Genomic DNA, 23,194 nt, shown 5'->3' with positions numbered 1-23,194 from the left:
ATTAATCTAGGAGAAGTAAATAACTTGAATACAAAACGATTGGTCTTGATCTCGCTGCTGGTGCTGGGCGCTTTGATCTTAAGCGCTTGTAGCGGCAGCCGCACGGTGTCCAATAACTGGCACGGACTCGCCGCAGATGCAGAACATGCCTATGTAGCCAGCGGTTCGCATGTTTATGCGGTGGATTTGAAAAACGGCAATGAAGTCTGGCGATATCCCGCAGAAGCCGATACCAAATTGATGTTTTATGCAAATCCCGTTCTCACTGCTGATGGCCAACTGCTCATCGGAAGTGCTGGGACAGCTCATCCCTTTGTCAGTTTGAATCCCGCAACCGGCAAGGAAAATTGGGCGGAATCTTTTACAAAAGGCAAAGGCGCCTGGCTTGCTTCTCCGCTTGTTGTGAATGATACGATCTATGCGCCGAATACCGATGGCTTCGTATATATTCTGGATATGCAGGGCAGGGAGGCCGCAGACCCCATCGAAGTTGGTGGCGCCCTGTGGTCTGCTCCTGTAACGGATGGGAACCTCATCTATATTGCGTCCCTCGATCATCATCTGCATATCATTGACCCAGCCAGCGGCACTTCGTCTGTAAGCATTGATTTGGGCGGTGCTGCGCCCAGCAGCCCCGTGGTTGCTGATGGCGGAGTCTATGTGGGCTCGTTCGCTTCTACCATTGAATTGATCCAGGCCAATGGCAGTCATGAAGTTATTGCCAAAACTGAAAACTGGATCTGGGGTTCGCCTGTCCTCGATGGCGAAACACTTTATTATGCCGACCTCAATGGCAAGGTCTTTTCATTAAATACTGCCGATGGAAGCCAGAACTGGGAAGCTGCACAGTCCGATGCTGTCGTGGCGGGACTGCTTGTTACGGCCGACCAGATCTACGTTGTGACCGAAGCGGGCAATCTCGTTGCTTTGGACCGCGACGGAGGCAGCCTCTGGGAAAAGACAGTCGGCGGCAAGTTGTACAGCGCGCCTGTTATTTCAGGTGAATTGATCCTCGTCGCGCCGTATCAGGCTGAGTTCACGCTTGTCGCTTATGATGCGGAAGGCAAACAAGCCTGGACTTTCATACCAGAGAAATAAGGAAACTAACCCATGTGGGATACCATTATTATCAACCCCATGACCAACCTTTTATTGTGGATCTATGATGTTCTCGGTCATGGCCCGCATATGTTTGGTCTTGCGATCATTTTATTCACCATCCTCATCAAGGTGGTCACCTGGCCGTTGAATGCCTCGCAGGTAAAAGGCGCCCAGGCCATGCAGGAATTGAACAATGACAAGGATTGGCAGGACATCCAAAAGAAATACGCCAAAGACCGCGAGAAGCTCGCGCAGGAACAGATGCGTATTTACAAGGAAAAGGGCATCAATCCTTTTGCTTCCTGTCTGCCCACGTTGATCCAGTTCCCGATCATCATCGGTCTTTATCAGAGCATTACGCGCGCGCTTTCGATCACACCCTTCGACATGCTCAAACTGGCGCGCACGATCTACCCGTTCCAAAATGTTGAGAACATCATTCCGCTCAACAGCACATTCCTGTGGATGGATCTGGGCCGCCCGGAAGGCATTCTGCAAAGTTTGATCCACACCTCCTTCCTGCCGAACGGCTTTCCGCTGCTCGCGCTCATCGTTGCATTGACCACCTACATTCAGTCAAAACTGACGATGCCCACCTCCAGCAATCCCAACGACCAATCTGCGCAAATGTCGAACATGATGAGCATTTACATGCCGCTCCTGCTTGGCTGGTTCGCGCTGAATTTTGCCTCGGGCATTGCCATCTACTTCATTACCAGTAACTTATTGGGTATCGTTCAATATGCCGCCACAGGCCGCGCCAATTGGAGCAACCTGCTGCCCGGCAGCAAGAAAAAATAATAGATAGGGAGGCACCATGAGCGGAACCACGCTTGAGATCATCGCCCCAACCGTTGAAGAAGCCCTTTCACAGGGCTTGGCGCAACTTGGCCTGACGGCAGATGCCGTTTCTGTGGAAGTGCTGGATTCAGGAAGCAAGGGATTATTCGGACTCGGTGGACGCCAGGTACGCGTTCGCCTGACTGTAAACCCGCCTCCCGGGGAGGAAGTTCAAACTCCTCCGCCTGCCAGACAAAAACCCGCGGATCGCCCCAAGAGCAAGCCTGCTCCTGTTCAAAAAACAGAATCAGCGCCGAAAGCACAGCGCGAACAAAAACCGCGCGTAGAAAAGAAACCCGCGCGCGAAGCACCTGCCGCCCCCGCCCCTGAAAAAACAAGACAGGCTTCAGATAGCAATGACCCGTTATTGGATACGACCGAATCCATTGTTTCCAAGTTGATCCATTACCTCGGCATGAAAGCACAAGTCTCCGCTCATTATGATGAGAGCAGCACTGACGACCGCCGCATTATTCAAGTGGACGTGCGTGGTGATGACTTGAGCGCGTTGATCGGCCGCCAGGCAGAAACGCTGAACGCCTTTCAATATGTCGCCTCGTTGATCGTCGGCAAGGAAACCCAGAAGTGGGTGCAATTGGTTGTGGACGTGGAAGGCTATCGCAGCCGCCGCGAAAAGCAGGTTCGCCAGATCGCCCTGCGCATGGTGGATCAGGTCATCAAGACCGGGCGCAAAGCCACGCTCGAACCCATGACCGCCAGTGAGCGCCGCGCCATCCACATCGAGTTACGCGGACACCCCGCCGTAACGACCGAAAGCGTGGGCGAAGAACCGCACCGCAAAGTGGTCATTCTGCCGAAGGAATAAAATTTCCAACCCAAAAGATCGCCGAAAGGCGGTCTTTTTTCTTTCATCTTTTTTCTTGAAGATATAGAAGAAAGATGAAAGAATTTACCCTACGGTATAATTCATCTATGCTGGAACTTGTTTCACTTCAACCTGTGGATTATCTCGTTGTAGGTCACGCCGCTGTGGATATTACGCCAGCGGGTATGCAGCTTGGCGGGACAGTTTCCTACTCGTCCCTGACCGCGCGCGCTTTGGGGATGCGCGTGGGCATCGTTACAGCGGTGGGGGAGGGTGCGCCCCTGCAAGCCTTGGATGGCATTACCATCGTCAACATTCCCTCGGAACACAGCACCACATTTGAAAATATCAAAACCGAAAACGGACGCAGGCAGGTGTTGCATCATCAGGCTGCGCCGATCACGTTGGAGCACATTCCACAGGTGTGGCGGAGCGCGCCGATCATTCATCTTGCGCCCATCGCCCGCGAATTGGATTTGTCTCTGCCGGAGAAGCTGGCTGGTTCGCTTTTGGGGATCACGCCGCAAGGCTGGATGCGCACTTGGGATGAAAATGGTCAAGTGGCGGCCACTGCCTGGGAAAACAAGGATCAGGCCCTTCGTTACGCAGGAGCCGTAGTCATGAGCGTCGAAGATATCAATCGCGATCTGGAACTTGCCGAAGAAATGGCGCACCATACCCGCATCCTCTGCATGACGGAAGGGGAGTTGGGCTCGGTGCTGCATTGGAATGGAGACCGCCGCCGTTTTCGTGCGCCTGTGATGCATGAAGTGGATGCGACGGGCGCAGGTGATATTTTCGCCGCAGCGTTTTTTGTGCGTTTATATTCCACGCGCGACCCGTGGGAGGCGGCGCGTTTTGCCACTCAACTCGCGGCGCGTTCGGTGGCGCGGATCGGTTTGAACGGAATCCCGACCTCGGCAGAGATCGAAGAATGTTTGATGGAGGTATTACAGTGACGCGTATTTATACGCTTGTGAATCAAAAAGGCGGCGTGGGCAAGACCACCACTACAATCAACCTCGGCGCGTATCTGGCGCAGTTGGGTCAGCGCGTGCTGGTGGTGGATCTGGATCCACAGGCCAATGCCACATCCTGTCTCGGCGTGGACAAGTTAAGTGTGCAGGGCGGCACATACGAAGCTTTGCTTGGCGATACGAATATTGCTTCTTATGTTTTATTGAATGAGCGGATCAGGTTATCCCTGCTGCCCTCTTCGCCGTCACTTGCTGGCGCGGAAATTGAATTGGTGGATGAACTGGCCCGTGAAGTGCGTTTGCGAAAAGCGATCGAACCGCTGGCGCATCAATATGATTATGTGCTGATCGATTGTCCGCCTTCGCTGGGACTGTTGACCGTGAATGGCTTAATGGCCGCCATCAACGGTGTGATCGTGCCGGTGCAGTGCGAATATCTCGCGCTCGAAGGGCTGGGACAATTAACGCAAACCATCGACCGTGTGCGTTCATTGCTTTTCCCTGAATTGAATGTGCGCGGTGTGGTGCTGACGATGTTCGATAGCCGCACGAATCTTTCCACAGATGTAGTGACCGAAGTGAATCGGCATTTCCCCGATCAGGTATTCAAGAGCGTGATTCCCCGCAGCATTCGCCTTGCGGAAGCGCCCTCGTATGGGCTGCCGATTTCCGTGTATGCGCCCACCTCTGTCGGTGCAGCGGCGTATGAGGCATTGGCAAAGGAATTGTTGAAGGGCGATAAAAACTAACCACAAAGTATCACGAAGGAAACCTTCTTAAACCTTTGTGATACTTTGTGACCCTTGGTGGTTGAAAAGGTAAAAACTATGGCTCAACGAACTGGACTTGGCAAAGGACTGGACGCACTCATTCCCGCTGGCGGAAAGACTCCGCCTGCTTCATCTGCGGGGACTGGCGGTGTTCAACAGGTGGCTGTGGAATCCATTCAGCCGAACCCGCGGCAGCCGCGCGTTCACTTTAAAGAAGCGGAACTTGCAGAACTGGCCGCATCCATCCGCGAGCATGGCGTGATCCAGCCGATCATTGTCACTCCGAAAGCGGACGGGACGTACATCATCATCGCGGGCGAACGACGCTGGCAGGCTTCTCAAAAAGCGGGCTTGCGGACTGTCCCTGTGATCACGCGTCAGGCGAATAATCAGGAATTACTTGAACTTGCGCTGATCGAAAACGTCCAGCGCGCGGACTTGAATTCAATTGAAGAAGCCGAAGCCTATCGTCAACTCGTTGAAGAATTTGGGCTTTCGCACGAAGCCGTTGCGAAGCGCGTTGGCAAAAGCCGCGTGGCTGTGACCAATACCCTGCGCCTGCTCGGTCTCGCGGATGTGGTCAAACAGGCGTTGGTGGATGGGACAGTGACCGAAGGCCACGCCCGCGCATTGCTGGCCTTATCCACGCAGAAGGCGCAGACATCCGCTTTGCAGACGATCATCAACCTTTCTTTCAATGTGCGCCAAACGGAAGAATACGTCAGAAAACTCGCGGGGCAGAAACCGATCAAGGCGAAGAAACCAATCCGCAGCGCGGACGTGAACGATGTCGAAAAGCGATTGCAAAACAGCCTCGGCACCAAAGTCGCTTTGAAGCACAGTAAAAAAGGCGGTACGGTCACCATCTACTATTACTCAGGCGAAGAACTGGATGCGCTTCTCGAAAAATTGATCTAACCCGTAGGGACACAGCGCCGCTGTGTCCCTTTTTTGTAATTCTGTTTGGTGATTTACAAATGAGATGATGGGAGGTTTTAATTCAATGCAAACGCTCAAAGAAAGAAGACCCCAGCTCGTAAAAATACTGATGGTTGTTTCGTTGATTGTGTTGTGTTGCGCTTTCGACAAACTGCGACCAAGCTTTGCAAGAATGAGGGTCGGAATTTGAAACAAGACTTTTTCATTCCGCCCAACACAAAGAAATGTTCGGTCTCTGGGCATGTCGCAAACCTGCCGCCAACACAGAATTCTTGGCCTGTACGCCCAGCAGTGGTATTGTTTTCCCGGGACGAAGGATTTACCGACAAGATGTACCTGCTGGATTTACGCACTGGGGAAAAGAGGGATGTCCCCAATGATCCGCTTTTGTTTGATATGGAGTATTTTAAGTTCGAACTGGTCTGGTTGATGGGTAGTTTGGAGGTCCAGAGTCTCCTGTTATAGGCCTCATTACATCTTGGATTTGACAGATGGTCAACGCTATGAGCTTACTTGATTTGGATTGGCTTCCACTAAAGATGATCAGTTTGATCCTAAATACTACGAATATTTCAGAATCGGCTGAAATGTTTTTTCTCCATCATTCAGGAAATGTTCTAATTGCCTTGGCACTGATTTTCGACATCATCCAGGGTAACAGGTTGTCCTTTGGTTGATATATCGCGAGTACGGGAATTGTTTGAAAAACTCATGAAAGACTTGGGGAGATGGATTACGAGATTGTGGATTTCTCCCTTTATGATGCAGATGTACCTTCCCCAACGGGGAAGTATGTTGTTCGTGGTGATGGAATCTATCTTTCTGGAACAAACACAAAATTGCTGTTTATAGCGATTGGTATTATTTCAGAGGTTGGTATTATGATGAGAGCGGAATAATAGTTCAAGGTAAGGTGGTTATTTGATTTCTGCTCCTCTTTCGGTAGTACGGTTTTTTATGTTTTTTCCCTGTTCTCAAACTGCGTCTGCCCACGCCATGAGTCCCTTTGCCACGATTTCCCTGCAATACCCTATGATAGAATCAAAAATTAAAGGTACATCCCATGAAACTTCTCTACAACGCAAATATTCACACACTCGATACATCGCACCCACATGCCTCCGCCATTTTGATCGAAGGCGGGCGCATTGTGGCAGTAGGGGAGAATGATGTGCTTGAAGCCAGCGCACATGGCAGGGTGGAAAAACAGGATATGGGCGGCAGAACCATTCTGCCGGGTCTCACCGATGCGCACCTGCATCTGCAGCACTACGGGCTTTCCCTGCAAAAAGTGGATTGCGAAACAAAGACCAAGGCAGAATGTCTGCGCCGTGTGGCGGAGCGCGCCCAAAAAGCCAAACCCGGCGCGTGGATTCTCGGTCATGGCTGGAATCAAAATGAATGGACCGATGACAGCGCCTTCCCTGCCGCCGCCGAACTCGATGCCATCGCCCCGAACAATCCCGTTTATCTCACAGCGAAATCACTGCACATGGGCTGGGCAAACACCGCCGCATTGCAGCGTGCCAGCATCACCAACGACACCCCCGACCCCAAAAACGGAGCCATTCAACGCGACGACACAGGCCGCGCAACAGGCATCCTGCTCGAAACAGCGATGAGTTTGGTGGAAAAGACCATACCCGACCCGTCAATTTCTGAAATTGAATCTGCAATTGAAAAGGCCCAATCCATTTTATGGAAAATGGGTCTCACAGGCGTTCATGATTTCGACCGCCGTGATTCTTTCATGGCTTTGCAACACTTACATGCGCAAAAGAAACTAAAATTGCGCGTGAACAAAAACATCCCCGTCGAAAGCGTTGACCATGCGAACGCGCTTGGCCTCCGCACCGGCTTCGGCGATGACTGGCTATGGATCGGCTCCGTCAAAGCTTTTATGGATGGCGCACTCGGTCCGCATACCGCCGCCATGTTTCAACCGTATCAAGATGAACCCGAGAATCGCGGCATCCTCAACATGGATGGCGAGGAATTGTTCGAGCACTGCCGCAAAGCCGCCGATGTTGGCTTGAGCATGACCGTCCATGCCATCGGGGATCGCGCCAATCACGAAGTGCTCAACGCCTATCAGCAACTGCGCGCCTACGAAACAGAACATGGGCTTCCGCACCTGCGCCATCGCATCGAACACGTGCAAGTCATTCACCCCGATGACGCGCCGCGCTTTGCCCAACTCAACGTCATCGCATCCATGCAGCCCATCCACGCGCCCTCCGATATGTACGCCGCCGACCGCTTTTGGGGAGATCGTTCCGCACATGCCTACGCCTGGCGCACACAATTGAATCACGGCGCCTCCCTCGCATTTGGATCGGATGCCCCGGTCGAATCCCCGAATCCGTTTTTAGGATTGCACGCCGCAGTCACTCGACGAAGAGCCGACGGATCACCCTCCGCCGAAGGCTGGTACCCCGAACAAAAATTGACTTTGGCTGAGGCATTATCCGCCTACACCATCGGCGCCGCCTACGCCGCCAACGCAGAACACCGCCTCGGCAAACTCGCGCAAGGCTACCTCGCCGACCTGATCGTTCTTGACGAAAATATCTTTTCCTCCGACCCGCAGACCCTGTTGACAATCGAAGCAAAATCAACGATGATACATGGTGAATGGGTACTGGAAAGTTAATACCTTGAATTTACTGGAATGCGGACTTCAGTCCGCGCTTGCAAAATGAACTGTGGGTTGAAGCCCGCTCTCCAAAACAAAGACAAAAATTTTGCCTTTGTGTAAAATCAGTTATTGAGAAACCTATGTCACAAAACCTTCCGAAACTCACCCCTGAAATGTTGATTCCCCGCATGGGCGAATATATCGTCCAAAAAGGATTGATCAGTGAATCTGACCTTCAAAAGGCGCTTGCCTATCAACAGGACCAGATGGCAAAAGGCAATCACTATCTGCTGGGTCAATCCCTGATGGATTTGAACATGCTCGACCGCGACACCCTCGACCAGGTGGTGACGGAACAGATCCTGCAATTGCGCTCAGCCTTGCAATCTGCCAACCGCAATTTGGAACAGCGTGTAAAAGAACGCACCTCTGAATTGAATGAAGCACTCCAGCGGCTTTCGGAATTAAGTCAGTTGAAATCGAATTTCGTCTCGAACATTTCACATGAATTACGCACACCGCTGACCCATGTGAAGGGGTACATCGAATTGCTGGTGGCTGGGTCGCTTGGTAGTATTTCAGATGAGCAGCGCCATGCGCTGCAAGTCAGTCAGCGGGCAACCGCAAAACTGGAAGGCATGATCGAAGACCTGATTATGTTCTCGCTCGCTTCGAAGGGCGAGATGAGCATGAAATTGCAAAAGGTGGATATCCGTCGCATTGTTTCACTCGCGGCGAAATCGGCTTTGCCCAAAGCGGAGGAACGCGGTGTGCAGGTGCTGGTTTCTGCCGTGGAGAATATCCCCACCGTGCAGGCAGACCCCGAGAAAATCGGCTGGGTGGTGAATCAACTCCTCGATAACGGGATCAAATTCACCCCGTCGGGTGGAAGCGTGGTCATCTCCCTTAAAGAAGAAGGCCACAACCTCGTCATCCTCACTGTGACGGATACCGGCATTGGCATCCCATCGAATAAATTAAAAGAGATCTTTGAGCCATTCCACCAATTGGATGGTTCTTCGACACGGCATTTCGGCGGCACAGGGCTTGGCCTTTCACTGGTGCGGCAAATTGTCGAGGCACACGGCTCTCTGTTGGATGTACAATCGGCTGAAGGAAAAGGCTCCATCTTCAAATTCCCGTTGCTGGCATTGGGTGAATAACATGGATCTGGCTACACTTTCGTTTCTGCACAAGACCTTTCAAGAGGTCCAAAGAAAACAGGATTGGCGGGCTGCCTTGGATACATTATTTGTGTCCTTGCGCGGCTCTTTTGTTTTTGATAATGCCGCCATCTATCTCGAAGATTCGCAGACCAAGGCGTCGGAGGTTGTGTACGCCCGCGCGGTTGGGCGTGGAAAAGCTGCCGAAGCGGATTCCATGTGGGGGGAGGGCATTGCAAATGAGGTGCTTTCAAAAGGGAAAATGATCTTGAAGGAGCCGCGAAAAGGCCTTAGTTATGCCAATCGTCTGACCGAGGCGCACTTGCTAGGCTTTCCCTTATATGTCGGCGGCAATATGAATGGGGCCTTGGTGTTCATCCGTTTTGGCGGGCCGCAGTATACCGAACTGCATATTCAGATCGCATCCCTGCAGGCGTTTTGGGCCACGGCGCTCATCGAACGCAAGGAATTGCAAGACGCGCGCACTGAGTTGGATTCTGTGCAAAGGCAGATGCGCTTGCAGGATGATTTTGTTTCCACGATCTCGCATGAACTTCGCACCCCGCTTGGTTTTATCAAAGGATACAGCACCAGCCTGCTGAGGCAGGACACCACTTGGGATGACTCCACCCAGCGCGAATTCCTCAACATCATCGATGAGGAAGCCGACCGACTGGCGCGGCTGATCGAGAACATGCTCGAATCGGCGCGGTTGCAAAGCCAGACCCTGCAGTTCAAATTCTCTCCCGTGCGCATCGATGCGCTCGCCCGTGATGTGGCCATGCGCATTCATACGCATCACCCGGAGATGAAAGTCAACTTTGATGTCGAGACGCTTCCCTCCATTCGCGGCGATGGCATGCGCATCGCACAAGTCTTCGAGAATTTATTCAGCAATGCCCTCAAATATGCCCCCGCTTCAGAGATCAATATCGGCATGCGTTTAATGTCGGATAAGATCCGCGTCACCTTCGCTGACAATGGCGAGGGCATCCCGGAAGATTATCTCCCCTTTCTCTTTGAACGTTTCTATCGCGTCCCCGGTGAACGCACCGTGACCGGTACTGGTTTGGGGCTTTATATTTGCAAGCAAATTGTTATGGCGCATCATGGTAATATTTGGGTAGAGTCAGTGTTGGACAAAGGCACAACGTTCATTATCGAACTGCCGGTTGATCCAACGCTTTGACCAACCTTCAACTCTTTCATCAAGGAGATCGTTATGTCCAAGCGTATATTGATCGTTGACGATGAGCCCCGTTATTTGCGTCTGTTGGAGGCGAACCTGCGTACGGAAGGTTATGAAGTGGCCACGGCACAAGATGGCGTTCAGGCATTGGATGTGTTTTCGGTGCAGCCCATAGACCTCGTTCTGCTGGATGTGATGATGCCGCGTTTGGATGGTTTCGGCGTCTGTCAGCGTCTGAGGGAATTCTCGAACGTCCCGATCGTCATCCTGACGGCCCGAGGCGAGGAACAGGATCGCGTGCGCGGCCTCGACCTGGGCGCGGACGATTATCTGGTGAAGCCCTTCTCTGCCACCGAATTGCTGGCGCGGGTGCGTGCGGTATTGCGCCGTGCGCAAGCTCCCACCGAGTCGGGGCAGGCACGTTTCTTCACTCATGACGATCTCAAGATTGATTTTGCGCGCGCTGAAGTATGGCGCGGCGAGGAACCTGTTTCACTTTCAGCCACGGAATATCGTCTTCTCCTGCAGTTCACCCATAATGTAGGGAAGATCCTCACATCAGAAGACCTGCTGACCAGTGTGTGGGGCGTGGAATATAAGAACGACAAGGAAATTCTATGGGTGAGTATTGCGCGCTTGCGCCAAAAATTGGAATCAGATGCCCATTCTCCACGACATATTGTTACACGCTCTGGTCTGGGATATCTGATGCCACCCACTGAAGTCTGACCACGGCCGTGCGCGTACCCCACGCGCGTAAAGGAATTTGAGTCATGCCCGAAAAGAAGATCCTTATTGTTGATGCAGATGTTGCCAGCCGTAACTTCATTTCGCGCAACCTCCAAAATCAAAAATATGAGATCATTCAGACGGGTTCCGGCAAAGAAGGATTGATCTATGCGTGGCGCGACCGCCCTGATTTAATGGTGATCGACCCCACCGTCCCGGACATCACCGGGGAGGAGGTGGCTCGAAAACTCAAACTGGATGCGCGCACCACGAACATGCCGCTCATTGCACTCAGCAGTGACCCAGGGGTGGCTCGGATTAAATCTTGCCTTGATTCAGGTTTCAGCGAATATATAACGAAATCAGGCCAGGCCATGGCCACCCTGAACGAAGCGATCAACCGCCTGCTGGGGATCAATTCCGCGCTGGTAAAAGAAGGAGGGCTGCTGATCGTCTTCCTCAGTGCGAAGGGCGGAGCGGGTACATCATCCCTTTGTGCAAACCTTGCCATGACCCTCTGCCAGAACCAGCCGGAGGCCCGCGTGGCTGTCGTGGATTTGGTTCTGCCCATTGGTTCCATTTCTTCCATTGTCGGCTATGAAGGGGAGATAAATATTGTCAACGCAGCGGATTTGCCCGAAGAGAAAATCACTCCTGAATATTTCCGCGATCAGCTTGCAGATACGAATATCTGGCGTTTTAATTTACTGGCAGGCTCGCCGGACCCCGAAAGCAGCAATCACCTTAAAGTGGGGCGCATTTGGAATGTGATTGCGGCTTTGAAAGCCTCCTATGATTACGTGCTGATCGATATTGGACGGGCGCTCTCGAAGATCAGCCTGCCGCTGATCCAGCACGCCGACTTGATCTCCCTGATCATCAGCACCGATATCAGCGCCCTGCCCCTGACAAAAACCGTTCTAAATTATATGAAGAATAAGAGTGTGGATTCGAACTCGATCTTCCCGATCCTGAATCGCTCGGTGGGTTTGGAAGGCTTGAGCAAACCGGATGTGGAAAAAACGCTCGAGATCCAGATCAAGGCTGCCATGCCCTACCTCGGCAGCAGTTTTGCATTTGCCACCAGTCATCATCAGCCGTTTTCTTTAAAATACCCGAACGATACGGCTTCCTTTGTGTTCCTGGAAACCGCCAGGGAGATGATTGCCCTGGCTCATAAATTACGCACGGAACATGAAAAAAAATGACCGTTGCCTGTGTTTTCATTGCTTCAAAAGCCACTTATCTTTTTCAGTAATTGTAATTAAAAATTTGTAATTTCAGTTTGGTGTATTCTGTGATACCCTGTAAAAGTTCATCCCCGAATAATGCCTGATTTGATTAATCGCCCAATGCGGGCGATCACAAGGAACCATCATCATGACAATTGAATACGACGAGAAGGGCAAGTTCTATACCGAGGTGGTGACGAAAGTCCCCACTGCTGTTGTGATCCAAACTACCACACATTTGGTGCGCGGGTTGGTGCACGTCCGCCAGGGGGAAAGGCTTAAGGATGAGCTTGAAGTGGAGGAAAGATTCATAGCGGTGACCAATTTCACCATTCACGATACGAATGATAAAGTCACTTTGTCCGGGGCCTTCCTTGCGATTTTGCGCGCGCACATTGTTTGGATCACACCCGCCGACGAAGCCAGTCATGGGGGGTGATCAGATGACAACCATTGGCCCATCCAGCAGGTTGACAGGGCAAGATCTCTCCCGTCTGAAAAAATATCTCGCCGACAATTTAATGAGTGTCATGGGGTCGGAAAAGATTCCCGCAGACGAGCGTAGCGCTTTTTTAAAAAAGAATATCCTCCACGTATATGAACAGACACAACTGAAATTGCCTGAAGACCTGAAAAAACAGATCTTTGACCAGGTATTGAATGATGTGCTTGGTTATGGTCCGATCCAGTCATTACTGGATGATGAAGAAGTTACCGAAATTATGGTCAACGGCCCTAAAAAAGTCTTCATTGAAAAGAAGGGACAGTTGACCAAAGCTGCAGTCACCTTCGATGACGATGACCATGTTCTGCGGATCATCGATCGGATCATCCTGCCGCTTGGTCGGCGTGTCGACGCTGATTCTCCCACTGTGGATGCGCGTATGCCCGACGGTTCGCGTGTGAATGCCGTCGTGCGCCCGGTGGCCATCGACGGTCCTTCCATCACGATCCGAAAATTCAGGAAGGATAAACTAAAGCCTGAAGACCTGATCAATTTCGGTTCGTTGACAAGACAAATGGCTGATTTTTTGCAAGCCTGTGTGAGAGCCCGTTTTAATATCATTATCTCTGGCGGAACAGGCTCAGGTAAAACAACGCTGTTGAACGTGTTGTCGGGCTATATTCCGGAGAATGAGCGCATCATTACTATTGAAGACGCCGCCGAGTTGCAGCTCCAACAGGATCATGTCATGCGCATGGAAACAAAGGTCGCCAATGCAGATGGGCTTCACGCCGTAACCATTCGCGAACTAGTCAAGAATTCCCTGCGTATGCGCCCCGACCGTATTGTAGTGGGGGAGGTGCGCGGCGGCGAGGCATTGGATATGCTCCAGGCGATGAACACCGGCCACGATGGTTCGCTGACAACCGTGCATGCGAACACTCCGCGTGATGCCATGTCCCGCATCGAGACTCTGGTTCTCATGGCAGGCATGGACTTGCCCCTCAAAGTAGTTCGCCAGCAAGTTTCCTCCGCTGTAGATTTGATCGTTCAGCAGACTCGCTTGAAGGATGGTCAGCGCAAAGTGACAGCTGTGACCGAGGTGGCAGGCATGGAAGGTGAGATCATTGTATTGACGGATATATTTAAATTCGTGCAAACGGGTGTCACCACCGAAGGCAAGGTGCTTGGCGAGATCAACGCCACAGGGATTCGTCCCAATTTCACCCCACGCCTGGAAGCAGCTGGATTCAAACTGACTGCCGATATTTTCGCCCCGAAAGCACCTTCCAATCAGGGCTCGCGGCGGTGAAACACTCTGCTATAATCTACACAGTATTGCATATTCGGTAAATAAAACAATGATTCTTCTTTGCAATTTCGGAAAAAGCCTGCCGAATTATGAGACAAGCGACAATTATTAACCCTATTTACGAGGATTTATGAACAACGCCCAGATCATCATACGTGAAAAAAAGCTTGGTTTGCTCATTCGTGACGCGCGTATGGCGGAACGACGCAGCATCAAGGAATGTGCCGATGCGATCGGTGTAAAGCCGGGCTTATTCCGTGCTTACGAAGAGGGACGCCGCTCGCCATCCCTGCCGGAACTTGAGACGCTCGTCTATTACCTCAAACTCCCCATTACACATTTTTGGGGCAGGGAGACCATGTCCGAATCATCCTCCCCGGTGGACTCTCTTGATACGGCTCAGCTGATCGCTTTACGTCAAAGGATGATCGGTGCGCTTCTGCGTCAGGAACGCAACAAGATCAATATGTCCATCCGCCAGCTTGCGGCAGATACAGGTATCAAGTCATCGCGCCTCAATATGTATGAGTTGGGCGAACGCCCCATTTCCGTGCCGGAGTTGGAAAGCATTCTCTCCGTCATGGGTAGCCGCATCGAAGTTTTCTTCGATCAAAACGGCCCTGTGGGTCAGTGGATGACGAGCCAGCGTGCCATGCAAAAATTCCTGGACCTGCCCGAAGAGATCCAAAACTTTGTCTGCCAGCCGGTCAACCGACCCTATCTTGAACTGGCGATGAAACTGAGCGATATGTCCAAGGAAAAACTCCGCTCCGTGGCCGAAGGGCTGCTTGATATTACACTGTAACAGGCCGAACCGTACGCACTTGCAGAACATTTTGAAATTGGGAAAATACCATGACACTCGAACCCGCCCAACTCGCTGAACAAGGCAAGCAGGCTTTCAGGAATAAACAGTTTGACGAAGCCGCCGAACTGTTTCGTCAGGCTGCGGAAGGATTTTCACTTGGCCGCGCCGGGCTGCTTGCCGCCGAAATGAAAAACAACCTGAGCGTGGCATTGTTGCAGGCGGGCAAGGCGCAGGAGTCACTGGATGCCGCAATGGGGACAGACAGCATATTCGCAGAAGCAAAGGATATCAAAAGTCAGGGAATGGCCTTGGGGAATCAAGCCGCCGCTCTCGAAGCGCTCAACCGATTTGACGAAGCCATCGCCGCCTATGAACGTTCTGCAGAATTATTTGCTGAAGCGGGCGAAGGCGACCTCCGCTCCATGGTCATGAAATCTGCTGCAGCCATCAAGCTCAAAACAGGCAAGGTCACCGAATCGGCCTTCAAAATGATGGGCTCCCTCGATGCAAAAGAGAATCCAGGATTCTTCGAACGCATTCTTAAATTCTTCCTTCGCTTCATCAAATGATCAATATCAATTTGCAGGCTCGCCGCATGGTTGCCGAAGACTACAACCAGGTCGCAAGCCTTGTCTATTACGAAACCAACAACCACCGCCATTTAGACTGGCATTCCCCGCTCGAACGGATCAACCTCCCGAATTGCTGGGTGCTCGCCGAAGGCGACAGCATTTACGCCGTTTTAGCCTGTCCTGAAGACCCGCCGAATGTGGCCTGGGTCAGTTTCTTTGGGCATCATCACAGCGTGTCTGGGGCGGAGGCATGGCTGTTGCTATGGGAAAAAGCGCGCAGCGACCTGGCATTCGAAAACAAAGAGATTTGCGTTGCCGCAATTGTCGTCCGCAAATGGTTCCAGCCTCTATTGCTTTCAAGCGGATTTATAAACAGACAGAACATTGTCCTGCTTGATTTGAGGAGCGAGAACATTCGCTATTACCTCACACCGCCAGGCATTCGCATCCGTCCGATGACCGATGGCGATATCCCTGTCGTTGCCAAATTGGATCTGGCCGCATTTGGAGAATTCTGGCATAACACTGCGGGCACACTTCAGCGGGCGCGTTTGCAATGCGCGAGTGCCACGGTTGCCGAGGATTCTTCGGGTGTGATCGGGTACCAGCTCAGTACGAAGAATCCGCTTGGGGCCCACCTCGCCAGGCTTGGGGTAAGTCCGGAAGCGCAAGGCAGGGGAGTGGGGGCCGCTCTCGTGAGTGATCTCATCCAATCGCTTGGCGGAATCCAACTCAATCGACTTTCGGTCAACACACAATCAGATAACGAATCTTCCCTGGCCCTCTATAAAAAAATGGGATTTGTCCGCACGGGCGAATATTTCCCCGTGCTGGTTTATCCATTGGGAGCAGGTGCTTGATGTCTGCCGTCAGTTTTCCAGCACACATCCTTCAGCGATTTGTCGAAACCCTTTCCGCCGAAATGGGACATGAAATTTTTACAGGCGCGCTTGCAAATGCCGGGCTGCCCGAAGAGTGGGCGCATCCCGCACACTTCTCTGCGTTGGATGATGAACGCGCTGCGCATGTGTACTCCCGTTTGCAATCTGCATTGCGCACTTACTATGGGCGCGGTGCACGCAGCACCTTGTTGCGTATCGGCGTAAAACTTTGGGAACAGCTTTTGAACGATTCGGCTTTTGGCATTAAGGCACAGGCGGCGATCATTCAAAGACTTCCAAAAAATTTGCGACGCAAACCCGCCCTGGATTTATTGGCGCGGATTTTGAGCGTGACTCCGGGAAATGTCTCGGTTCATTCTCTGGACCTTGACCTGCTTCTCGTTGACCAGGCATCTCCCACAGCGACAGATCAAACCGATCCTGCTCCGATCTGCTTTGTGACCCTTGGCCTGATCCGTGAATGTTTGTTTTGGGCGGTGGGGCAGGAACACGATATCGAAGAACGCGCCTGTCGAGCCATGGGCGCGCGGCAATGCGAATTCAAGATCACAATTGGAGGATAGAGTGAAACACTTTGAAACGAGCTGGAAAGCAAGTGACGGCCTGAATATTTTTGCACAAGGTTGGGAGCCGACTGTGCTTCAGCCGAAAGGCGTGGTTTGTCTTGTACATGGCCTCGGGGAACATACCTCCCGTTACGCTCATGTTGCTGAAGCCTTCGGAAAGGAAGGCCTGATCCTCTTTGGCCCGGATCTGCGCGGGCATGGCCGCTCCGATGGTGCCCGCGGACATATCAACTCCATCGAGGATTTTATGGGGGAGATCGACCTGCTTCTGGCACAGGCGCGCATACGCTATCCGAACCTTCCCATCATTTTATACGGTCACAGCATTGGGGGAGTGCTGGTATTGCACTACAGCTTACTGCGTAAGCCGAACGTCAAAGGTGTGATCGCAACCAGTTCAGCTTTGCATACCGCCCTGGAAAATCAAAAAGCGAAAGTGATGATGGCAAAAGTGCTGGGCTCGCTCGCTCCCAAAGTACAGATCGCCAGTGGCTTGGACCCGAAAAGCATTTCCCGCGATGATAAAGTGGTGCAGATTTACATCAACGACCCGCTCGTGCACGACAGAATATCATTTGGCTTCGGGAAAGTAATGATAGGCGTCACAAACTGGACGCTGGCTCACGCCGGCGATTTTCCGCTTCCTCTTCTTCTGATGCATGGCAAGGCCGATGCCATCGCCTTTCCTTCCAGCAGTACAGAATTTGCAGCGTCTCTGAAGGAAAAATGTACCCTCGTCCTTTGGGATGGCGCCGCGCACGAACTTCATAATGAGCCTGAAAAGGGTGAAGTTTTCAAAACCATGACGCTCTGGATGGATGCGCGCCTGCGCGAGTGAAAATAAGAGCCTATTAACGCTTTACTGGACAAATTGATTTCAGCATGGGAAAATTCGCACCCATCTATCTAAATAACAGGAGAGAATATGAATAACCCAAAAGAATTGAGCAAACGGCAGGCACGCCGTGAGCAAATGCGCCGCAAGGAACAACGGGGGCGGTTGGTCGGGATCGCTTTGATCACGCTAGGCGCGCTGGCAGTTGCCTTTTTGATCATCTGGCCGAATTTCAAGCCGATTACTGGAATCGTCACCCTTGAGCCGAATCCGCGCCCGCAGGCTGATGCCAATCATATGGGCGACCCCAACGCCCCGGTCAAACTTGTGGAATACTCTGACTACCAATGTCCGTTCTGTGAGCGTTTTTCCACCCAGACCGAGCCGCAATTGGTTGAAACCTACATCTCCACGGGCAAGTTGTACTTCACCTACCGCTCGGCGGGCAACTGGGTAAGTGACAACATCCGCGGCGGCAAGACCGAATCAGAAGACGCTGCCAAGGCTGCTTATTGCGCAGGCGACCAGAACCTTTATTGGGAAATGCACGATATGCTTTTCGAAAACGTTCTGGGTGAGGATGTGGATTCCTTTACAGACCGCCGTTTGGCTGCCATTGCTGAAAAGACCGGTCTGGATATGGGTCAGTTCAATGAATGCTACTCAGGCAATAAATACGAAGATCAGGTATTTCAGGATGGCAAGGATGCGCTTCTTGCCGGTGTGAAAGGTACTCCTGGATTTGTATTAAGCTATACCAATGCCAGCGGCGAGGAAGTTACGCAGCTGATCGAAGGTGCACAACCCTTCGCTGTATTCAGCGAAGCGATTGAAGCTGCGCTGGCTGCAGCCGCTCAATAGAGTTTGGAAAATAAAAAGGACACGGTCTCATGGACCGTGTCCTTTTTGATTCTCTGCATTTACTCGCGTGCCGTGCTGTCTCTATTGACAATGCCCTGCTGCCATGCGTAAACAGCCAGCTTTGTACGATCTGCGAGATGTAGTTTGCTCAAGATATTGCTCACATGTCCCTTGACCGTGTTTTCGCTGATGACGAGTTTTTCAGCGATCTGGCTGTTGGTCAGTCCGTTGGCGATCAATTTCAAGACGTCTGTTTCGCGGTCGGTTAGATCTGTGAATAGAGGTTGTTCCTCTCCGTTTTCACCGCGGATGTTTTGCAGAACGCGAGCAGCCACACGCGGGTGCAGGGTCACTTCGCCCTGTACCGCGCGGTGCAAAACTTCCGACAACTTTTCCATTTTCATGTCTTTCAAAATATAAGCGATCGCGCCAGCTTTTAGTGCAGGGAAAATATGCACATCTTCATGGTACGAAGTAAGGACGACGACCTGTGTGCGTGGACTGGTCTGTTTGATGCGGCGTGTGGTTTCGATGCCGTCCATGCCCGGCATGATCAGGTCAAGCAGGACGATATCGGGAATCAATTCAGCGACCATGCCAAGCGCCTCCTCTCCGGAAGATGCCTCGCCTACCACCTGGAAATCAGGAAGTGTTTCAAGATAGGAGCGAATCCCATTGCGAACCACTTCATGGTCGTCTGCAATTAATATACTTGTGCGGTGATGTTTCATATTGATGTCTCCTTGCCCTGGGTTTTGATGGGCAATTGGGCGATAAGTCGCGTCCCTTGTCCGGGCGCGCTTTGAATCTGAATGGTACCTCGAACGCTGCTGATGCGTTCGCGCATGGATCGGAAGCCCATGCCTTTTGCTCTCTGGTTCATGTCGAAGCCGTAACCGTCGTCGGCAACCATGATCTGGAGTGAATCGGAATTATAAACCAGGGAAACGTCTGCCCGTTTGGCCTTGCTGTGGCGGGCTACATTCGCCAGTGCCTCCTGAATGATGCGATACACGGCTTGTTCGATCTCCAGAGGGAGTGGCCGCTCATTGCGAATGACCAGCTTGACTTCCGTATCGTTGCGGTTTTCCCATTCGAAGATGTATTCTCTTAACGTGGTGGGTAATCCCTTTTCCTGCAATGCGATCGGGTAGATTTCCTGGATCAGGAAGGTCAACTCCTGGATCACCTCGAAAACGAGCGTCTCCGCTTCAGTTAAATGAACTTTGACGTCATTCGGCTTGGTCTTCAAAATGCCGTTGGCAGTGCCTAACTGTGCGAGTGCCGCAAATGCTTTTTGTTTGGCACTGTCATGCAGGTCCCGGGCGAGGCGGTTGCGTTCCTCCATTACCGCCAGGTCCTTGGTCTGTTCGAAAAGCTGCATGTTTGCAATGGAAAGCGCGGCGCGATTGACCAGTGAAGTGAACAGGCGAATCGTATCATCATTGAATGCATTGGGACGCGTGTATGCCACATTGAAAATGGCGATCACGTTGCCGTCCACGACAATGGGGAAGTGTGCGAAGGATTGAATACCTTCGTTGCGAATGACAGTTTGAATGTCGCCGCGCAAGGCGCTGAGTTTTACATCCATGACGATCAGGGTTTCGCCGGTCTTCATGGTTTGCCCTACCAGGCCTTCTCCCTGGTCGAAGTTGAGGGCATACAGCGTTTCGGGCCGAAATCCATGACTGACACGCGGCACGATCTTGTTCTTCTCTTCACTCCATATAAAGACCACGCTTCGGTCTGCTTTGAGCATGGATACGGATACATCCACCAATGTTTGGAAGACCTGGATGAGCGTTACATTCCTCAGAATTCTTTCATCGGCCTGATACAGGGCTTCGATCTCTCGCGTGCGTTTCTCAAGGTCGCCGGTGCGCCTTTGCACGAGGCGTTCCAATTCACGGTTGCGTCCTTCAATACTTTTTACACGCCATCGATAGCCAACGGCAACGACTGCCACAAGAAAAACCAGAAGCGAGCTTCGGAACCACAATGTTACCCAGAATGGTGGAATGACGGTGACTTTGATGGATACACCCTCTTCATTCCAGACACCGTCGCTGTTTGAGCCGAGCAAACGTAGTGTGTATGTGCCGCCAGGTAGGTTGGTATATCTTCCATTGCGCTGAGTCCCGATCATATTCCAGTTGGATTCGAAATTTTCCAACGTATAGGCATATTGGTTTTTTGACGGCTGTTCAAATGCAAGCGCGGCGAATTCGAATTCGAAAGAGTTTTGCGGCCATTGCAGGGTGATCTCCTGCAGGCTTTCGGCCGGGGTCAGGCCTGAAATCGGCACTCGATCTCGTGTGAGCGAGGTCAACACGATCTTTGGCGCAACCGTATCGCTGTCAATCGCATCCGGTGAAAAGACATTGAAGCCATTGATTCCGCCGAAATATAGGTTCCCTTTTTGGTCGATCGCGAAGGCATTTTGGTGGAACTCATTGCTTTGCAGGCCGTCGCTGGCTGTAAAGTTGCGAAAGGTGTTCGTGTTGGGGTCGAAGCGCGTGATCCCGAAATTGGTGCTTGCCCAGAGATAGCCATCCCTGTCTTCGAGAATGCCGTAAATGACATCATTGGGCAGTCCGTCTTTTTCGGTGAAGCGTGTAAATGAATCGGTCTCCGGCTCGTAGCGATTCAATCCCCCGCCAGCGGTGCCGATCCACAAGGTGCCTGCATGGTCGATGTGCAGGCATAACACGGCATTGCTGCCGAGGCTTGTGGGATTATCCGGGTTGTTGGTGTAACTGATGATCTCGCCATTGCTCGGATTGAAAAGCTTAACTCCATCATCGAAGGTGCCTATCCAAAAATTCAGGTTTTCATCTTCGAGAATGCTTGTGATCTGATTGTCATCGAAACTGTTCGGGTCGTTATCTTCCGTATCATATTTGATGAAGACCTGTGATTGCGGATCGAATTGATCGAGGCCTCGACTGGTTCCAACCCATATCGTGTTGGAATGGTCTTCATAGATCACGTTGACGGGAGCGGCCGAGAGGCTTTCCGGGTTGGTAATGTCGGGGACGAAATGAGTGAACAGTCCGGTGTCTGGATCGAGACGGTCCAATCCGATGGTGGTGCCGATCCAGAGATTTCCGCTGCTATCCAGTTTCAACGAGATGATCTCGTTGGTGCTGATCGAATTGGGGTTGTTTGGATCGTGCACATATCGCCTGAATTGATTTGAAATGGCATTGAGCCGATTTAGCCCGGTGCCGTATGCTCCAACCCATGCTGTGCCGTTTTCTCCGAGAATGATGGGCATGATGAAATTGCCGCTTAAGCTGGCGGGGTCATCTGGATTTGCGCGATAGTAGGCGAAGTGGTCCTGCTGGCGGTTGTATTTGCTCAGACCACCGCCATCCGTACCAACCCATAGAACGTTACTGCTGTCTTCAAAGATCGAGACAACCGTATCGTTTGCCAGACTATTGGGTGTAGTTGGCTGATGGTTATGGCGGACAAACCCCTGTCGTTGAGGATCGTAGCGGTTTAGCCCATTGTTGGTGCCGATCCAGATTCCAAGAGAGCGATCCTGGTATATGGCATAAATAATGCTGCCGCTTAGGCTGTCTGAATCATCCGGGAAATTGGAGAAGTGTGTGAAATAGCGGCCTGATGATTCTGAAGTATTCAATCCGTTTGCCGTGCCTACCCACAACACGCCCTGCTTGTCGATAAGAATGCTCGTGATGCGGTTATTGCTAATACTGGTAAATACATCATCGCTGTGTTTGAATACAAAAAAGGCGTTCTTGGCTTTGTCGTAGAAGTTCAGTCCTGCGTCTTGTGTCCCAACCCATAAATTCCCATTGGCATCCTGAATGATGGCGCTGATCCAGTTGCCGCTCAGGCTGTTGGGGTTTATGGAGGATGCTCGATAATGTTCGATCTTTTGCGAATCATAGTCCAGGTAGTCGAGCCCGTTCTTGGTTCCGATCCAGATCCCATCTTTATCAGCGCTGAGCGCGGTAATGTTGTTATGGCTGATACCTTCACTATTTGTGCTGCTGTAAAGAAGATGAGTGAATTTCCCTGTTTTGGGATCGTAGCGGTTCAGGCCGCCCAGACGTGTGCCCACCCATAAATTCCCCTTTGGATCTTCCGCAAGGGCTGTGATCCAGCGGTCTGTTAGGCTGTTTGGATCGTCAGTATTGGGTTTGTAAATCTTGAAATTGTAGCCATCGTATCGGTTCAGCCCATCTTCTGTGCCGATCCATAAAAAGCCCTTACTGTCTTGAAAGATGACAGTAGCCGTGCTCTGAGACAACCCTTCTTCAAGACTGAAATGTTCGAAGCGGATGTTTTGGCTGTAGGATGCTCTTGACCGATTATCCCGCGCCACATTCTGACCGCTTTGAGACGCAGAGAACGCGACGGGTGGAGGCGGTTTTAGGGTAGGGGTCGCCGCGCCGCAGGAGTTGGTCAGCAGGGCTAGAAAAAAAAAGACGGGGGCGAGGTATTTTCGCATGAT

The 23,194-nt window shown here is 51.8% G+C and carries 22 protein-coding genes; 20 read left to right on the top strand and 2 right to left on the bottom strand.

Features of this window, described 5'->3' with window-relative positions; genetic code table 11:
• Positions 1–24 precede the first annotated feature (24 nt).
• From IPI86_RS17485 to IPI86_RS17390, 20 genes are all read left to right on the top strand, one after another.
• The gene (locus tag IPI86_RS17485; protein ID WP_345299293.1) at positions 25–1,098 is read left to right on the top strand and encodes a PQQ-binding-like beta-propeller repeat protein; all 1,074 of its coding nucleotides are present in this window, start codon (positions 25–27) and stop codon (positions 1,096–1,098) included.
• A 12-nt stretch (positions 1,099–1,110) separates the two neighbouring features.
• Entirely contained in the window at positions 1,111–1,902 is a 792-nt protein-coding gene (locus IPI86_RS17480; RefSeq protein WP_345299292.1) for a YidC/Oxa1 family membrane protein insertase, read from the top strand.
• A gap of 16 nt (positions 1,903–1,918) precedes the next feature.
• Positions 1,919–2,767: an RNA-binding cell elongation regulator Jag/EloR gene (jag, locus tag IPI86_RS17475; protein ID WP_345299291.1), complete on the top strand. Its 849-nt coding sequence runs from the start codon at positions 1,919–1,921 to the stop codon at positions 2,765–2,767.
• Between the two features lie 74 nt (positions 2,768–2,841).
• Positions 2,842–3,726 (top strand): PfkB family carbohydrate kinase, encoded by an 885-nt coding sequence (locus IPI86_RS17470; RefSeq protein ID WP_345299290.1) that lies wholly within the window; start codon positions 2,842–2,844, stop codon positions 3,724–3,726.
• Complete coding sequence (locus IPI86_RS17465) at positions 3,723–4,493, top strand: ParA family protein (RefSeq protein ID WP_345299289.1); 771 nt, start codon at positions 3,723–3,725, stop codon at positions 4,491–4,493. Before IPI86_RS17470 ends, IPI86_RS17465 begins: the two co-directional genes overlap by 4 nt.
• Before the next feature lie 78 nt (positions 4,494–4,571).
• Positions 4,572–5,432: a ParB/RepB/Spo0J family partition protein gene (locus tag IPI86_RS17460; protein WP_345299288.1), complete on the top strand. Its 861-nt coding sequence runs from the start codon at positions 4,572–4,574 to the stop codon at positions 5,430–5,432.
• 749 nt (positions 5,433–6,181) lie between these two features.
• Positions 6,182–6,352 (top strand): hypothetical protein, encoded by a 171-nt coding sequence (locus tag IPI86_RS17455; RefSeq protein WP_345299287.1) that lies wholly within the window; start codon positions 6,182–6,184, stop codon positions 6,350–6,352.
• Between the two features lie 164 nt (positions 6,353–6,516).
• Positions 6,517–8,106 (top strand): amidohydrolase, encoded by a 1,590-nt coding sequence (locus IPI86_RS17450; protein ID WP_345299286.1) that lies wholly within the window; start codon positions 6,517–6,519, stop codon positions 8,104–8,106.
• 125 nt (positions 8,107–8,231) lie between these two features.
• The gene (locus tag IPI86_RS17445; protein ID WP_345299285.1) at positions 8,232–9,254 is read left to right on the top strand and encodes an ATP-binding protein; all 1,023 of its coding nucleotides are present in this window, start codon (positions 8,232–8,234) and stop codon (positions 9,252–9,254) included.
• A 1-nt stretch (position 9,255) separates the two neighbouring features.
• Positions 9,256–10,443, top strand: coding sequence for a GAF domain-containing sensor histidine kinase (locus tag IPI86_RS17440; protein ID WP_345299284.1), 1,188 nt, complete (start codon positions 9,256–9,258; stop codon positions 10,441–10,443).
• A 33-nt stretch (positions 10,444–10,476) separates the two neighbouring features.
• The gene (locus IPI86_RS17435) at positions 10,477–11,172 is read left to right on the top strand and encodes a response regulator transcription factor (protein ID WP_345299283.1); all 696 of its coding nucleotides are present in this window, start codon (positions 10,477–10,479) and stop codon (positions 11,170–11,172) included.
• Positions 11,173–11,216: 44 nt separating this feature from the next.
• A complete protein-coding gene (locus IPI86_RS17430; protein ID WP_345299282.1) occupies positions 11,217–12,380 on the top strand; it encodes a response regulator in 1,164 nt (387 codons plus the stop codon).
• A 172-nt stretch (positions 12,381–12,552) separates the two neighbouring features.
• Complete coding sequence (locus tag IPI86_RS17425) at positions 12,553–12,843, top strand: hypothetical protein (protein ID WP_345299281.1); 291 nt, start codon at positions 12,553–12,555, stop codon at positions 12,841–12,843.
• Positions 12,844–12,847: 4 nt separating this feature from the next.
• Positions 12,848–14,161, top strand: a complete 1,314-nt coding sequence (locus IPI86_RS17420; protein ID WP_345299280.1) for a CpaF family protein — start codon at positions 12,848–12,850, stop codon at positions 14,159–14,161.
• 130 nt (positions 14,162–14,291) lie between these two features.
• Positions 14,292–14,966, top strand: coding sequence for a helix-turn-helix transcriptional regulator (locus IPI86_RS17415; protein WP_345299279.1), 675 nt, complete (start codon positions 14,292–14,294; stop codon positions 14,964–14,966).
• A gap of 50 nt (positions 14,967–15,016) precedes the next feature.
• Positions 15,017–15,538 carry a hypothetical protein gene (locus tag IPI86_RS17410; RefSeq protein WP_345299278.1) on the top strand — a complete coding sequence of 174 codons (522 nt, stop codon included), beginning with the start codon at positions 15,017–15,019 and terminating at the stop codon, positions 15,536–15,538.
• Entirely contained in the window at positions 15,535–16,401 is an 867-nt protein-coding gene (locus IPI86_RS17405; protein WP_345299277.1) for a GNAT family N-acetyltransferase, read from the top strand. The genes IPI86_RS17410 and IPI86_RS17405 overlap by 4 nt, the downstream gene beginning before the upstream one ends.
• A complete protein-coding gene (locus tag IPI86_RS17400; RefSeq protein ID WP_345299276.1) occupies positions 16,401–17,006 on the top strand; it encodes a 4-vinyl reductase in 606 nt (201 codons plus the stop codon). Before IPI86_RS17405 ends, IPI86_RS17400 begins: the two co-directional genes overlap by 1 nt.
• Before the next feature lies 1 nt (position 17,007).
• Entirely contained in the window at positions 17,008–17,847 is an 840-nt protein-coding gene (locus IPI86_RS17395; RefSeq protein ID WP_345299275.1) for a lysophospholipase, read from the top strand.
• Between the two features lie 87 nt (positions 17,848–17,934).
• The gene (locus IPI86_RS17390; protein ID WP_345299274.1) at positions 17,935–18,705 is read left to right on the top strand and encodes a DsbA family protein; all 771 of its coding nucleotides are present in this window, start codon (positions 17,935–17,937) and stop codon (positions 18,703–18,705) included.
• 59 nt (positions 18,706–18,764) lie between these two features.
• On the opposite strand, the gene IPI86_RS17385 is transcribed toward IPI86_RS17390, so the two are convergent.
• Positions 18,765–19,436 (bottom strand): response regulator transcription factor, encoded by a 672-nt coding sequence (locus IPI86_RS17385; RefSeq protein ID WP_345299273.1) that lies wholly within the window; start codon positions 19,434–19,436, stop codon positions 18,765–18,767.
• Complete coding sequence (locus IPI86_RS17380) at positions 19,433–23,191, bottom strand: two-component regulator propeller domain-containing protein (protein ID WP_345299272.1); 3,759 nt, start codon at positions 23,189–23,191, stop codon at positions 19,433–19,435. The genes IPI86_RS17385 and IPI86_RS17380 overlap by 4 nt, the downstream gene beginning before the upstream one ends.
• Positions 23,192–23,194 lie beyond the last annotated feature (3 nt).

It is taken from the genome of Candidatus Villigracilis affinis (assembly GCF_016705895.1).
Taxonomy (GTDB): domain Bacteria; phylum Chloroflexota; class Anaerolineae; order Anaerolineales; family Villigracilaceae; genus Villigracilis; species Villigracilis affinis.
This window is presented reverse-complemented; position numbering and strand designations above follow the sequence as displayed.

What these genes read in the sequence shown, in the direction of transcription:
- IPI86_RS17455 (WP_345299287.1), top strand. Translation starts at nt 6,182, where the DNA reads ATGGATTACGAGATTGTGGATTTCTCCCTTTATGATGCAGATGTACCT.
- IPI86_RS17415 (WP_345299279.1), top strand. Translation starts at nt 14,292, where the DNA reads ATGAACAACGCCCAGATCATCATACGTGAAAAAAAGCTTGGTTTGCTC.
- IPI86_RS17420 (WP_345299280.1), top strand. Translation starts at nt 12,848, where the DNA reads ATGACAACCATTGGCCCATCCAGCAGGTTGACAGGGCAAGATCTCTCC.
- IPI86_RS17430 (WP_345299282.1), top strand. Translation starts at nt 11,217, where the DNA reads ATGCCCGAAAAGAAGATCCTTATTGTTGATGCAGATGTTGCCAGCCGT.
- IPI86_RS17425 (WP_345299281.1), top strand. Translation starts at nt 12,553, where the DNA reads ATGACAATTGAATACGACGAGAAGGGCAAGTTCTATACCGAGGTGGTG.
- IPI86_RS17380 (WP_345299272.1), bottom strand. Translation starts at nt 23,191, where the DNA reads ATGCGAAAATACCTCGCCCCCGTCTTTTTTTTTCTAGCCCTGCTGACC.
- IPI86_RS17445 (WP_345299285.1), top strand. Translation starts at nt 8,232, where the DNA reads ATGTCACAAAACCTTCCGAAACTCACCCCTGAAATGTTGATTCCCCGC.
- IPI86_RS17405 (WP_345299277.1), top strand. Translation starts at nt 15,535, where the DNA reads ATGATCAATATCAATTTGCAGGCTCGCCGCATGGTTGCCGAAGACTAC.
- jag (WP_345299291.1), top strand. Translation starts at nt 1,919, where the DNA reads ATGAGCGGAACCACGCTTGAGATCATCGCCCCAACCGTTGAAGAAGCC.
- IPI86_RS17440 (WP_345299284.1), top strand. Translation starts at nt 9,256, where the DNA reads ATGGATCTGGCTACACTTTCGTTTCTGCACAAGACCTTTCAAGAGGTC.
- IPI86_RS17410 (WP_345299278.1), top strand. Translation starts at nt 15,017, where the DNA reads ATGACACTCGAACCCGCCCAACTCGCTGAACAAGGCAAGCAGGCTTTC.
- IPI86_RS17450 (WP_345299286.1), top strand. Translation starts at nt 6,517, where the DNA reads ATGAAACTTCTCTACAACGCAAATATTCACACACTCGATACATCGCAC.
- IPI86_RS17470 (WP_345299290.1), top strand. Translation starts at nt 2,842, where the DNA reads ATGAAAGAATTTACCCTACGGTATAATTCATCTATGCTGGAACTTGTT.
- IPI86_RS17400 (WP_345299276.1), top strand. Translation starts at nt 16,401, where the DNA reads ATGTCTGCCGTCAGTTTTCCAGCACACATCCTTCAGCGATTTGTCGAA.
- IPI86_RS17435 (WP_345299283.1), top strand. Translation starts at nt 10,477, where the DNA reads ATGTCCAAGCGTATATTGATCGTTGACGATGAGCCCCGTTATTTGCGT.
- IPI86_RS17480 (WP_345299292.1), top strand. Translation starts at nt 1,111, where the DNA reads ATGTGGGATACCATTATTATCAACCCCATGACCAACCTTTTATTGTGG.
- IPI86_RS17460 (WP_345299288.1), top strand. Translation starts at nt 4,572, where the DNA reads ATGGCTCAACGAACTGGACTTGGCAAAGGACTGGACGCACTCATTCCC.
- IPI86_RS17390 (WP_345299274.1), top strand. Translation starts at nt 17,935, where the DNA reads ATGAATAACCCAAAAGAATTGAGCAAACGGCAGGCACGCCGTGAGCAA.
- IPI86_RS17385 (WP_345299273.1), bottom strand. Translation starts at nt 19,436, where the DNA reads ATGAAACATCACCGCACAAGTATATTAATTGCAGACGACCATGAAGTG.